This window comes from Celeribacter sp. (genome assembly GCF_048261515.1).
Lineage (GTDB): Bacteria > Pseudomonadota > Alphaproteobacteria > Rhodobacterales > Rhodobacteraceae > Celeribacter.
In genome coordinates this window covers 137,036-149,920 of sequence record NZ_JBLXFZ010000001.1, presented here as the reverse complement: position 1 = coordinate 149,920, position 12,885 = coordinate 137,036, and the positions used below count along the sequence as shown (strand labels likewise).

General features: G+C 61.1%; 9 protein-coding genes. 6 read left to right on the top strand and 3 right to left on the bottom strand.

The features are described from left to right. Window positions 1-29 precede the first annotated feature (29 nt). The 3 genes from ACN0SC_RS00740 (at window position 30) to ACN0SC_RS00730 (ending at window position 3,567) form a co-directional block, all read left to right on the top strand. Window positions 30-644, top strand: a complete 615-nt coding sequence (locus tag ACN0SC_RS00740; protein ID WP_417247751.1) for a DUF924 family protein — start codon at window positions 30-32, stop codon at window positions 642-644. A 338-nt stretch (window positions 645-982) separates the two neighbouring features. Then, complete coding sequence (lpdA, locus tag ACN0SC_RS00735) at window positions 983-2,377, top strand: dihydrolipoyl dehydrogenase (protein WP_417247750.1); 1,395 nt, start codon at window positions 983-985, stop codon at window positions 2,375-2,377. A 221-nt stretch (window positions 2,378-2,598) separates the two neighbouring features. Next, complete coding sequence (locus ACN0SC_RS00730) at window positions 2,599-3,567, top strand: LysR family transcriptional regulator (protein WP_417247749.1); 969 nt, start codon at window positions 2,599-2,601, stop codon at window positions 3,565-3,567. A gap of 86 nt (window positions 3,568-3,653) precedes the next feature. Here the strand turns inward: ACN0SC_RS00730 and ACN0SC_RS00725 are convergent, their stop codons facing one another. Beyond that, the gene (locus tag ACN0SC_RS00725) at window positions 3,654-4,013 is read right to left on the bottom strand and encodes a rhodanese-like domain-containing protein (RefSeq protein WP_417247748.1); all 360 of its coding nucleotides are present in this window, start codon (window positions 4,011-4,013) and stop codon (window positions 3,654-3,656) included. Between the two features lie 272 nt (window positions 4,014-4,285). Here ACN0SC_RS00725 and uvrA point away from each other — a divergent pair, with 272 nt between their 5' ends. Next, window positions 4,286-7,168, top strand: coding sequence for an excinuclease ABC subunit UvrA (uvrA, locus tag ACN0SC_RS00720; RefSeq protein WP_417247747.1), 2,883 nt, complete (start codon window positions 4,286-4,288; stop codon window positions 7,166-7,168). A 19-nt stretch (window positions 7,169-7,187) separates the two neighbouring features. Here uvrA and ACN0SC_RS00715 read toward each other — a convergent pair whose 3' ends face one another. Next, a complete protein-coding gene (locus tag ACN0SC_RS00715) occupies window positions 7,188-7,976 on the bottom strand; it encodes a hypothetical protein (RefSeq protein WP_417247746.1) in 789 nt (262 codons plus the stop codon). A gap of 125 nt (window positions 7,977-8,101) precedes the next feature. Then, on the bottom strand, window positions 8,102-9,394 hold the full coding sequence (gene serS / locus ACN0SC_RS00710) for a serine--tRNA ligase (RefSeq protein ID WP_417247745.1): 1,293 nt from the start codon (window positions 9,392-9,394) through the stop codon (window positions 8,102-8,104). Window positions 9,395-9,783: 389 nt separating this feature from the next. Here serS and yajC point away from each other — a divergent pair, with 389 nt between their 5' ends. Both yajC and secD read left to right on the top strand, forming a co-directional pair. After that, window positions 9,784-10,110: a preprotein translocase subunit YajC gene (gene yajC / locus ACN0SC_RS00705; RefSeq protein WP_417247744.1), complete on the top strand. Its 327-nt coding sequence runs from the start codon at window positions 9,784-9,786 to the stop codon at window positions 10,108-10,110. Window positions 10,111-10,226: 116 nt separating this feature from the next. After that, the gene (gene secD / locus ACN0SC_RS00700; protein WP_417247743.1) at window positions 10,227-12,854 is read left to right on the top strand and encodes a protein translocase subunit SecD; all 2,628 of its coding nucleotides are present in this window, start codon (window positions 10,227-10,229) and stop codon (window positions 12,852-12,854) included. Window positions 12,855-12,885: the final 31 nt, after the last annotated feature.

The following is a 12,885-nucleotide window of genomic DNA, read 5'->3' as shown; positions in this document are numbered from 1 at the left end:
GGTAAACAGCGCCATCAATGGAGAGGACCATGGCACCCACGAACGCACCCGCCACGACGCAATCGGCGCAGAAATCGCCCGATGAAGTCCTCTCGTATTGGCTCGATACCCTGTCCCCGAAAGACTGGTATGTGGCCTCCGACGAACTCGATGCAGACATTCGCGCAGAGTTCGAGGAGACATGGAACGCCGCGCAGGGCGGGGCCTATTCGCTGTGGCTGACCTATCCCACGGGGGCTCTAGCCTACATCATTCTCAACGACCAGATGCCGCGCAATATGTTCCGTGGTGCGGGGAAGGCATTTTCCTCCGACCGCGCCGCACTCGCCGCCGCCAAGGCTGCCATTGAGAAGGGATGGGACATGCGCATCGACTCGCCCGCGCGCCAGTTCTTCTACCTGCCGCTGATGCACAGCGAGTGCCAGACGGATCAGGACCGTTGCGTGCGGCTGATCTGCGAGCGGCTGAAAGAGGGCAACAACCTCCTGCACGCCCGCGTCCACCGTGAGATCATCCGCAAATTCGGGCGCTTCCCCTATCGCAACGAGGCCCTTGGACGCGCCACGACAGCGGCAGAGCAGGCGTTTATGGACGACGGCGGCTACGGTGGGCTGTTCAAGGAATTTGAGGCGCTTGCAGCCTGACACGACTTTGCGTTGGGCGCAGGGCCACACGTTCTGATGCACGTTCTGATGCACGTTCGGGTGCGGATACAGGGGCGGAGGCCAGTGCACAAACGTGCGCTTTGGCCTGCGTGCTTCGCGCGTTCCCACGAACAGGGTAGCAACCCGCCGCATTCTCAGTCACACTCCCTCAAAGCACGGTTCACTTTCGGGTGGCACTGGGCCGCCTGACCTATTCGCTTTTTGCGCCAGCTATGCATGGAGCGGGATGCGGCCTTTCCCCGTGCTGCGCGTCAGCGCCGTTGCCCTGTTTGGGCAGATAGTTTAATACCGAACTATTCGGAATTCGGGAGGACCCCATGGCAGATCAAACTTTCGACGTCGTCGTGATTGGCGCCGGACCTGGTGGCTACGTGGCCGCTATTCGCGCAGCGCAACTTGGCCTTTCGGTCGCCTGTATCGAGCGCGAGAATCTCGGCGGCATTTGCCTCAATTGGGGCTGTATCCCGACCAAGGCGCTGCTGCGCTCGGCGGAAGTCTATCACCACATGGAAAACGCCAAGTCCTTCGGTCTGTCGGCGGACAAGTTCAGCTTCGACCTCGATGCGGTTGTCAAACGCTCGCGCGGCGTCGCCAAGCAGATGAACGGCGGGATCAAGTCCCTGTTCAAAAAGAACAAAGTCACCTCGATCATGGGGGAAGCCAAAATCGTCGCTAAGGGCAAGGTGTCCGTGAAAGGCGAGAAGGGCGAGCAAACCGTGACAGGTAAGAACATCATCGTCGCCACGGGCGCACGTGCCCGCGAATTGCCTGGTTTGGAAGCGGATGGTGATCTGGTCTGGACCTACCGTCATGCGCTGGTACCTCCGCGGATGCCGAAGAAACTTCTGGTCATCGGGTCGGGTGCAATCGGTATCGAATTTGCCAGCTTCTACAATACCTTCGGGGCTGACACCACGGTCGTCGAAGTGATGGATCGCGTGCTGCCTGTCGAGGACAAGGAGGTTTCCGCCTTCGCCAAGAAGCAGTTCGAGAAGCAGGGCATGAAAATCCGCGAGAAGACCACCGTGGTCAAACTCGATCGCCAGAAGGGCAAGGTCATCGCGCATCTTGAACATGGCGGCAAAACCGAGACCGAAGAGTTCGATACGGTGATTTCCGCGGTCGGCATCGTCGGCAATGTCGAGGGCATCGGCCTTGAAGAAATGGGCGTGAAAATCGACCGCACTCACGTCGTGACGGACGAGTACTGCCGTACAGGTGTGGACGGTATTTTCGCCATCGGTGACATCGCGGGCGCTCCGTGGCTGGCCCACAAGGCGTCCCACGAGGGCGTTATGGTCGCCGAGTTGATCGCAGGCGAGAAGCCCCATCCGATCAAGCCGAACTCGATTGCGGGCTGCACCTATTGCCAGCCGCAGGTCGCCTCCGTCGGTCTGACCGAAGAAAAGGCCAAGGAAGCGGGTTACGAGCTGAAAGTGGGCAAATTCCCCTTCATCGGCAACGGCAAGGCAGTTGCCATGGGCGAGGCCGAAGGTTTCGTGAAAACCGTGTTCGACGCAAAGACGGGCGAGCTTCTGGGCGCGCATATGGTAGGCGCCGAAGTCACGGAGATGATTCAGGGTTATGTCATCGGGCGCACGCTTGAGACCACCGAGGAAGAACTGATGAACACGGTGTTCCCACACCCGACCATGTCGGAAATGATGCACGAAAGCGTGCTCGCCGCCTACGGTCGCGCCTTGCATATCTGATACGCCTTTGCGACCCTGTGCCCGATAGGCGCAGGTGAGGCATTGGTGACGTGAACATGATCGGCTGCGCCTTCCGCGTGGCCGATTTTGTGTATCGGCGGCATATTCGGATGCGGTGTCGAGCGCGGCAACGGATGACGAAACAGCCATAACATATGTCAAAAATCGCATAGGTAGAAGCGCACCCTTGTGCGTTTGCGAACATCTGCTAGCTTGTCGACATGACTGATTGGGATTCTCTGAGATATATACTCGCCGTCGCCCGTGAGGGCGGCCTATCTGGTGCCGCACGGGTGCTGGGTGTTAACCATGCAACGGTCTCGCGGCAGTTGGCTAAGGCCGAAGATGTCGCGGGGGTGCGGTTCTTCACCCGTCTGGCCTCTGGCCTTCAGCCCACGGAAGCGGGTGAGGTGGCGATTGCCCATGCCGAGGAGGTCGAGGCGCGTATGGTGGCGCTCGATATGGCCTTGGCTTCACGCGACGAGAACGAAGAGGGTGAGCTGAAAATCACCATCCCGCCGCTTCTCGCCGACGACCATTTTGCTGACGATCTCAAGGCATTCCGCGAGTTGCATCCGGGGATCGAGATTTCGATCCTTGGCGCGACCGAGGTGCTCAACCTGCACCGCCGCGAGGCCGATGTGGCCATCCGCGTCACCCGCAGCCCCGAGGAAAGCCTCTGGGGCCGGATGATGACGCCGCAGCGGGCAGGGTGGTTTGCCTCCCCCGAATATGTCGAGACCTATGCCGATGTGTTCGCGGGCAAGGATCACGAGACGCGCCCGCCCTACATCCGCTTTGAATACGGCCCGTCGGTTTGCCCGCCGTCGCTGTTTTCGGAAATGCCGTCTTGCCGTGCGACGATCCACACCGATGACATGGTCTCGGCGCTCTCGCTGGCGCGTAAAGGGGTTGGCATGGTGCGTTGTTCGCATTTCCTTGGCGATCCCGATCCGGGGTTGGTGCGGGTGCCCAGCGTGCCGCTCACCGACCATATGCCGATCTGGGTGCTGACCCATCCCGACCTGCGTCACGTGCCACGTGTCACCGAGTTCATGCGTTTCATCGCGGGGCGTTTTTCGTCGCGTCGCGAGCTTTACATGGGTGCCGACGACAGCGGTGCAAGCAACGCGATGCGCCACCAAAGCACGCGGTTCGAGGGCACGTCGACGGCGGAACACGTCGAATAACGTCCTGCAGGATCCAATAGTCAAAAGGCGCCCCCGAAGGGCGCCTTTTCGTTTTTGGTCAGGTGGTTAGGGGGGGGCGGTGCGCCTCATGCTGCGGGCACGACCGCGCCGCCGCCCATGGCCCAATCGCGCAAGCCACCAAGGTTTTCAACGCTTTGATGGCCCATCTGCCGCAACATCTGCGCCGCTCCCGCAGATCGTGCGCCCGATGCGCAATACACCACGACCGTTTTGCCCTCCTTGAAGGCAGGCAGGCATTCGGGTGAGGAGGGGTTTGCTTTCATCTGGAGTGTGGTTAGTGGCACGTTGATCGCGCCTTCGGCCACACCAGAGGCGCGCACCTCGGAGGGGTCACGCACATCAACCAGAACGGCTGCGCCGCTCTCTATTGCAGTTTTCACGTCATTGACGGGCATCTTGGGCCCGCCGCCAAACAATCCGAACATAGTTTTTTCCTTTGGGTGCAACTCGCGGGAAGGCGAGGGGAGGTTTGCAAGTTGCCCTCTGTCTAGCGCGAGAATCGCCTGCGCGTCTGTGACCAAATCACCAAAGGCCGCAGGTGGTTGTGGTGCAGCGCGGACGTTGGCGCGGAATTGGGCGGCTTGCAGTGGCAAACTGTATGTGTTTACGTTTTGTTCTAACTTTTCGGTTGGAAGCGCGCCCGCCCTCCACTAGATATGAACGGGCCGTTAAGGCGTAGACATGAGGGGCGGGGCAGATGGCCGATCTCAAGACAATCGAAGTGCGCGGCGCGCGCGAGCACAATCTCAAGAACGTCGATGTGGATATCCCGCGCGACGAGTTGGTGGTGATCACGGGGTTGTCGGGGTCGGGGAAATCCTCGCTGGCGTTCGACACGATCTACGCCGAGGGCCAACGCCGCTACGTCGAGAGCCTCTCGGCCTATGCACGCCAGTTCCTCGACATGATGGGCAAGCCCGATGTGGATCACATTTCCGGTCTTTCGCCCGCGATCTCGATTGAACAGAAAACCACGTCGAAAAATCCGCGCTCCACGGTGGGCACGGTCACGGAGATTTACGACTACTTGCGTCTGCTGTTCGCGCGGGCAGGCACACCCTATTCCCCCGCCACAGGCGAGCCCATCGAGGCGCAGCAGGTGCAGGATATGGTCGATATCATCATGGGTCTGGAGGAGGGCACACGCGGCTATCTCCTCGCGCCCATCGTGCGCGACCGAAAGGGTGAATATCGCAAGGAATTCCTCGAGTTGCGCAAGCAGGGTTTCCAACGGGTCAAGGTCGATGGTGCGTTTTTCGAGATCGAAGATGCGCCCGCACTCGACAAGAAATACCGCCATGACATCGACGTGGTGGTGGACCGCATCGTGGTGCGCGAGGGTTTGGAGACGCGGCTGGCCGACAGCCTGCGCACGGCGCTTGATCTGGCGGGTGGCATTGCCATTCTGGAGACTGCCCCGCGTGACGACAGCGAGCCACAGCGCATCACCTTCTCGGAGAATTTCGCCTGTCCCGTGTCGGGCTTTACCATCCCTGAAATCGAGCCGCGTCTGTTCTCCTTTAACGCGCCATTCGGGGCTTGTCCCTCTTGTGACGGGCTGGGGATGGAGCTGTTTTTCGATGAACGTCTGGTGGTGCCCGATGCTGCGCTGAAGGTGGCCGACGGGGCCATCGCGCCGTGGCGCAAGGGTAAGACGCCTTATTTCCTTCAGACCATCGAGGCGATTGCCAAGCATTACGAATTCGATTCCCAGACCCCGTGGAAAGACCTGCCTGCCCACGTCAAACAGGTGTTTCTCTACGGATCAGGTCATGACGAGATCCCCTTCCGCTACGACGAGGGCGGCCGTGTCTACGAGGTCACGCGGTCTTTCGAGGGGGTGATCCCCAATATGGAACGGCGTTACCGCGAGACCGACAGCAACTGGGTGCGCGAGGAGTTTGAACGCTATCAGAACAATCGACCTTGCGGCGATTGCGGCGGCTACCGACTTCGTGAGGAGGCGCGCGCGGTCAAACTCGGTCCCGCCGACGGGCCAGCCGAGGCGCGGCTGCACATCGGCCAAGTGGTGGAGATGTCGATCAAGGAGGCTCACGCGTGGGTCGACGGGATCATGGACCACCTCTCTACTCAAAAGCAGGAGATCGCGCGGGCCATCGTCAAGGAAATCCGCGAGCGTTTGGGCTTTCTCAACAATGTCGGGCTTGAGTATCTCACCTTGAGCCGCAACGCGGGCACATTGTCTGGCGGGGAAAGCCAGCGTATCCGATTGGCCAGCCAGATCGGTTCGGGGCTTCAGGGCGTGCTCTACGTCCTCGACGAGCCCTCCATCGGGTTGCACCAGCGCGACAACGACCGCCTCATCGACACGCTGAAATCCCTGCGTGATCAGGGCAATACGGTGATCGTGGTGGAGCATGACGAGGATATGATCCGCGAGGCGGATTATGTCTTTGATATTGGTCCCGGAGCGGGAGTTCATGGCGGGAAGATCGTCTCCAAGGGGACGCCTGAAGATATCGCCGCCGATCCCGCCTCGCTGACGGGGCAATATCTTACGGGGGCGCGCGAAATCCCCGTGCCCGCCAAGCGCCGCAAGGGCAACAAGAAGGCCGTGCAGGTGGTCAAGGCCACGGGAAACAACCTCAAGAATGTCACCGCGAAATTCCCTCTGGGACAGTTCGTCTGCGTCACGGGCGTGTCTGGGGGCGGCAAGTCCACGCTGACCATCGAGACCTTGTTCAAGACCGCTTCGATGCGGCTCAACGGCGCGCGTCAGACACCCGCGCCCTGCGAGACAATCAAAGGCTTGGAACATCTCGACAAGGTGATCGACATCGACCAGCGTCCCATCGGACGCACCCCGCGTTCCAACCCCGCGACCTACACAGGGGCCTTTACGCCGATCCGCGAATGGTTTGCCGGACTGCCGGAATCCAAAGCGCGCGGTTACAAGCCGGGGCGGTTTTCGTTCAACGTCAAAGGCGGGCGCTGCGAGGCCTGTCAGGGCGATGGCGTGATCAAGATCGAGATGCACTTCCTCCCCGATGTTTACGTCGAATGCGAGACCTGTCAGGGCAAGCGCTACAACCGCGAGACATTGGAAATCCAGTTCAAGGGGAAGAGCATCGCCGACGTTCTCGATATGACGGTCGAAGATGCGCAGGAGTTTTTCAAGGCGGTGCCGAGCATCCGTGAAAAGATGGATGCGCTGATGCGTGTGGGGCTTGGCTATATCAAGGTTGGGCAGCAGGCGACGACGCTTTCGGGCGGCGAGGCGCAGCGGGTGAAGCTGTCCAAGGAGTTGGCCAAACGCTCCACGGGGCGCACGCTTTATATTCTGGACGAGCCGACCACGGGGCTGCATTTCGAGGATGTGAAGAAGCTGCTCGAAGTGCTGCACGAGTTGGTCGAGCAAGGCAATTCGATGATCGTGATCGAGCACAATCTCGACGTGATCAAAACCGCCGACCACATCATCGACATCGGCCCCGAGGGCGGTGACGGTGGTGGCGAGATCGTCGCCACAGGCACACCCGAAGAGGTGGCCGAGGTTGAGGCATCGCACACAGGGCGCTACCTCAAACCGATGCTGGCAAAGACGCGCGCCGCCGAATAGGGGCGCGCGGTTTCAGGCGCTAGAGACGCGAGCGGCCCAAGGGGTCGGGAACGGCGGCAGGTGAGTTGCGCCCTTTCTGTGCGAGCCGTGCCCCTTGCGCTACCGCGCGGCGATAGGCTCGTCCCGAGAGGCGGAAAAGAACGAGCGTTGCCGCAATCGCACCAATGACGATGCCCCAGTTGCTGCCCCAATTCTGCACTGCGATTGCGGCGAGGGCCCATGCCGTGCCCAGAGGGTAGAGGGGTGCATCGGGGCGCATCCTGTGTCCCGCAATGGCCACGCCAAATGCCCCGATCAGACCGATATAGGCCCAGCCCGTCTCGCCAAAGACAATGCCATAGCCCGCACCCAGAAGCCCCAGCCCCGCAAAAGAGGCTCCCGTCAGCCAGCCCGCGTAAAGCCCGATTGGCGCGCGCGCCAAAAGCGCGTTTGGCAGGGGCGCGCGTTTGAGCGCCATGAGCGATGTTGCCAGCATGGCGAAGATCAGGATCACGGCCCAGACAGGTGAACGCTCCGCCACGAAGAGCCACGTCGCGCCGATGCTGAGCGAGACAATGAGCGGCCAGCGCATCGGCGCCCATTCCTCCGCGTCCCGCCGCTTGAGCAGCCCGAAGCCCGCCGAGATCAGCAGCCACAGATAGATCACACCCCAGATCGCGAAGGCATAGCCCGCGGGTTGCACTGGCGGGTCGATCTGCGGGATGGGGTAGAGGTTGGGGTCTAATCCCCCGAAACCTGGAACGAGGAAGGGGCCAAGCACGAAGGCCAGTGTGGAAATGAACGTCAGGATCGCCGTGAAGTGTTTCATTGGTGAAGTGCCCGTCCGAATTGTTTGTTGTCGCTTATGAAACATAAATAGGTCGCGCGCTGCAAAAGGAAACGGCGCCCCGCGTGGAGCGCCGTTGATCCTGTCTGCTTGCGCCTGTGCAGGCGTCAGGCCAGCGTGCCGTCCACGGTCAGCGTCAGCTTGCCGCCCAGATAGGGTGCGAGCACCTCGGGCAGTTTGACCGATCCGTCCGCCTGTTGCCCGTTCTCCAGCACAGCGATGAGGCAGCGCCCCACGGCCAGACCCGACCCGTTGAGGGTATGGACGAATTGCGGTTTGCCCCCTTCGGCGGGTTTGAAACGCGCGTTCATGCGGCGCGCCTGAAAATCGCCCGTGGTCGAAACCGAGGAAATCTCGCGGTAGGTGTTCTGACCAGGCAGCCAGGCTTCGATGTCAAAAGTCCGCCGCGCACCAAAGCCCATGTCACCCGTGCAAAGCTCTACCGTGCGGTAGGGCACGCCGAGGCGCTCAAGGATGTTCTCGGCACAGCCCAGCATTCGTTTCTGTTCGTCGTCGGAGGCGTCGGGATGGGTGATCGAGACCATCTCCACCTTTTCGAACTGGTGCTGGCGCAACATGCCCGAGGTGTCACGTCCCGCGCTGCCCGCTTCCGAGCGGAAGCACAGCGAGTGCGAGGTCAGGCGGATCGGCAGGTCGCTTTCGTCAAGCACTTCACCCGCGACCGAATAGGTCAGCGGCACTTCCGAGGTTGGAATGAGCCACCAGCCGTTGGTGGTCTGATAGCTGTCCTCGCCGAATTTCGGCAGCTTGTCCGTGCCATACATCGCCTCGTCGCGCACCAGCACGGGAGTGTTGATCTCGGTCAGGCCGTTTTCATCTGTGTGCACGTCGAGCATGAATTGCGCCAGCGCACGGTGGATGCGGGACACTGCGCCCTTGAGCATCACAAAACGCGCGCCAGAGGTTTTCGCACCTGTTTCGAAATCCATCGACGCGGCCACGGAGGCTAACTCAAAATGCTCTTTGGCGTCGAAGTTGAAGGTGGGCACATCGCCCCAGCGTTTGATCTCGACGTTGTCGTCCTCGTCCGCGCCATCAGGCACGTCAGCGGCGGGCGCATTGGGGATGCGGGCGAGGTAGTCGGTGAGTTCCTCGTCCTTAGCCTTGGCCTCGTCATTGAGGCGGGCGACCTCGGCCTTCTTCTCGGCCACAAGAGCGCGCAGACGTTCGAACTCCGCCTCGTCGCCACGCCCCTTCGCGGCACCCACTTCCTTGGATGCGCGGTTCTGCTCGGCCTTGGCTTCCTCGGCCGCGAGGATCATCGCACGCCGCGCCTCGTCAATCGCCAGCACCTCTGATGCCACACCAGACAACCCCCGCCGCGCCATAGCTGCGTCGAAAGCTTCGGGATTTTCGCGAATGGCCTTGATGTCATGCATCGGTGGCGTCCTTTCTAGCGTGATCGTTGGCGGTGCTTATGCAGGAAGGCGGGGAGGGGATCAACCATACGCAGTGCGCAGCGGCTTATTCTGGGGCACCCCGATGGGGCCAGCCGGCTTGGCCGCGTTTGCGGGCGAAACCTCGCCGACTTCTCGCCATACAATACGCGCTCATTCCAGCACAAAGTGGGGTGCGTGTCACGGGCAAGCAGGAGCTGGCGGGATCTTGTAAGGGCAGGGGCTTGCAGAGGCCGCATCGCGCACATAAATCGCGGGGGAGTTTCTTGCCAATGCCCTTAGCCACAGATAGGGTGCGCGGCGACTTGGCGCCCGTGGGGGAGACCCCGAAGCGTGGCGGCCCGAGAGACAATAAAAAAGGACCAGACACGATGTTCGTAACTCCTGCCTATGCACAGGCCGCCGGTGGCGCTTCCGTTAACCCGATCATGCAGTTCCTGCCGCTGATCCTGATCTTCGCGATCATGTATTTCCTGATGATCCGTCCCCAACAGAAGAAGGTCAAAGAGCATCAGGCGATGATCAACGCCGTGCGTCGCGGTGACGAGGTTGTGACCGCGGGTGGCATCCACGGCAAAGTGACCAAGGTCAAAGAAGACGGTACCGTCGATGTCGAGATCGCCGACGGTGTGAAGGTCCGCGTCCAGAAGTCCACACTGGCTTCGGTCGTGTCCAAGACCGAACCCGCCGCGGCGTAAACCGCCATTCGATCAAGTAAGGCCCGCGCGGATGCACGGGCCTTTCGCCCCTCTCAAGGGCATCAGACCAACGACAAACCACGGCCCGAGCGCGGCCAAAGACAGGCACCAGACACATGCTCAATATCCCTCTTTGGAAGAAGATCATCATTTGGGGCCTCGTGGCACTCGGGCTTTATGCCGCTTTGCCCAATGCGTTCTACCCCCGTGTCGAGGGGCATAACGATGCAGTGGCCGAGATCGAGGCGGCGGGCGAGACCGAGGAGCGCGCAGCGCTGCGTGATGCGTGGCCGTCCTTCCTGCCTAACGGGCTTGTGAACCTCGGGCTGGATCTGCGCGGGGGCGCGCATCTGCTTGGTGAGGTCGAGGTCGAAGAGGTCTATGACGCGCGTATGGATGCGCTCTGGCCCGAGGTGCGTGACTCGCTGCGCGGCCTGCGTGACGAGATCGGTACGATCCGCCGTCTGGATGCGCCGAAGGGGCAGTTGCGTGTACGGATTTCGGAAGCCGATGGCATGGCCTCGGCGCTGGCCGCCGTGCGCGACCTCGCGAGCCCCGTGGTCTCGCTCACCTCGGCAGGGCAGATGGATATCGAAGCCTCCGCCGTTGACGACATCATCACGGTTCAGCTTAGCGAGGCCGAAAAGGCCGCCACAGACGACCGCACCATGACGCAATCGCTGGAGATCATTCGGCGCCGTGTCGACGAGGTTGGCACGCGTGAACCGACGATCCAGCGTCAGGGCGACAACCGCATTCTCATTCAGGTGCCCGGCATCGGGTCGGCCTCCGAGCTGAAGTCCCTGATCGGCACAACGGCGCAGCTGACCTTCAACCCTGTTGTAGGTCAGACCACGGACCCCGATCAGGCTCCTGGTGCGCGCAACTTCCTCGCACCGTCGCTCGACAATCCAGGTGTTTACTACGTGCTGGAGGACAGCCCCGTGGTCTCTGGCGATGAGTTGACGGACAGCCAACCTGCGTTTGACCAAAACGGTCGCCCCGCTGTGACCTTCCGTTTCAACCCCTCGGGGGCGCGTAAATTCGGTGATTACACCGCTGCGAATGTCGGTGCACCCTTTGCCATCGTGCTTGATAACGAAGTGATTTCCGCCCCGCGCATCAACGAGGCGATCCGTGGCGGTTCCGGCCAGATCACGGGGAACTTCACAGTTGAGGAAAGCACGGAGCTTGCCGTTCTGCTGCGCGCAGGTGCCTTGCCTGCGAAGATCAACTTCCTCGAAGAACGCACCATCGGGCCTGAGCTTGGCGCAGACAGCATCGAGGCGGGTAAGCTTGCCACGATGGTGGCCTTTGCCGCCGTGCTGGTCTTCATGGGCGTGTCCTATGGCCTGTTCGGCATGTTCGCCAATGTCGCGCTGATCCTGAACGTCGGACTGCTGTTCGGCTTCCTCTCGGTCATCGGGGCGACACTTACGTTGCCTGGTATCGCGGGGATCGTGTTGACCGTCGGTATGGCGGTGGACGCAAACGTGCTGGTCTTCGAGCGTATCCGCGAGGAACTCAAAACCGCCAAGGGGCCAGGCCGAGCGATCGAGCTGGGTTATGAGAAGGCGCTCTCGGCCATTGTCGACGCCAACATCACGACCTTCATCACCGCCGCGATCCTCTTTATCATGGGGTCGGGGCCGGTTAAGGGTTTCGCGGTCACGCTGGCGCTTGGCCTGCTGACCTCCGTCTTCACCGCGATCTATGTGACGCGTGTGATGGTTGTGATGTGGTATGAGCGCAAGAACCGCAAAGGTTGGAAGCTGGGCGGGCTGCAACTCATCCCCGACCAGACATCCTTCGACGTGTTCAAAACGACCAAGTTTACCTTCGGTGGCTCTGCGATCCTCATGGTTGTCGCTGTCGTGATCTTCTTCATGCATGGGCTGAACTTCGGCATCGACTTCCGAGGCGGCACGACGATCCGCACACAGTCGGAATCCTCTGTTGATGTGGGCGCATACCGCGATGCCATCGCGCCTCTCGATCTGGGCGATGTGTCGATCACCGAGGTCTTCGATCCGAACTTCGACGAGAACCAGCATGTTTCCATGGTCCGCATCGAATCGCAGGACGAAACGGAATCGGTTACGCCGGAACTGATCGCACAGGTCGAAGAAGCCCTGCAAAGTGTCGATCCCACCGTGACCTTCCCCTCGGTGGAAAGCGTCGGGCCGAAGGTGTCGGGTGAGTTGATCTCCACCGCCGTCTACGCCGTGATTGCGGCTATTGGCGCGGTGCTGTTCTACATCTGGCTACGCTTCGAGTGGCAGTTTGCTCTCGGTGCCGTGGCCGCGCTTGTGCATGACGTGGCGATTACCATCGGTGTCTTTGCGTTCTTCGACATCCAGTTCGACCTGACCATAATCGCCGCGCTCCTGACCATCGTGGGCTACTCGCTCAACGATACCGTGGTGGTCTTTGACCGTGTTCGCGAGAACCTGCGCAAGTATAAGAAGCTGGAACTGGCCTCGGTCCTCAACCTGTCGATCAACGAAACGCTCAGCCGTACGTTGATGACCTCGGGCACCACGCTGGTGGCGCTGATTGCGCTTCTGGTGCTGGGCGGGGATGTGATCCGTGGCTTCGTTTTTGCGATGACGCTCGGCGTTGTGGTCGGTACATGGTCCTCCGTCTTCGTCGCCTCCAACGTCCTGCTCTGGCTCGGTGTGAAACGCGACTGGGACAAGAAAGACCCTGCACCTGGCATTCAGGCTGACGGCAGCGCCGTTTGATCCCTTCTCAGGTATAAAAACGAGGCCGCGC

Coding starts and splice junctions, on each gene's coding strand:
- ACN0SC_RS00725 (WP_417247748.1), bottom strand. CDS start 4,013: ATGTTCGGATTGTTTGGCGGCGGGCCCAAGATGCCCGTCAATGACGTG.
- ACN0SC_RS00715 (WP_417247746.1), bottom strand. CDS start 7,976: ATGAAACACTTCACGGCGATCCTGACGTTCATTTCCACACTGGCCTTC.
- secD (WP_417247743.1), top strand. CDS start 10,227: ATGCTCAATATCCCTCTTTGGAAGAAGATCATCATTTGGGGCCTCGTG.
- lpdA (WP_417247750.1), top strand. CDS start 983: ATGGCAGATCAAACTTTCGACGTCGTCGTGATTGGCGCCGGACCTGGT.
- ACN0SC_RS00740 (WP_417247751.1), top strand. CDS start 30: ATGGCACCCACGAACGCACCCGCCACGACGCAATCGGCGCAGAAATCG.
- uvrA (WP_417247747.1), top strand. CDS start 4,286: ATGGCCGATCTCAAGACAATCGAAGTGCGCGGCGCGCGCGAGCACAAT.
- ACN0SC_RS00730 (WP_417247749.1), top strand. CDS start 2,599: ATGACTGATTGGGATTCTCTGAGATATATACTCGCCGTCGCCCGTGAG.
- serS (WP_417247745.1), bottom strand. CDS start 9,394: ATGCATGACATCAAGGCCATTCGCGAAAATCCCGAAGCTTTCGACGCA.
- yajC (WP_417247744.1), top strand. CDS start 9,784: ATGTTCGTAACTCCTGCCTATGCACAGGCCGCCGGTGGCGCTTCCGTT.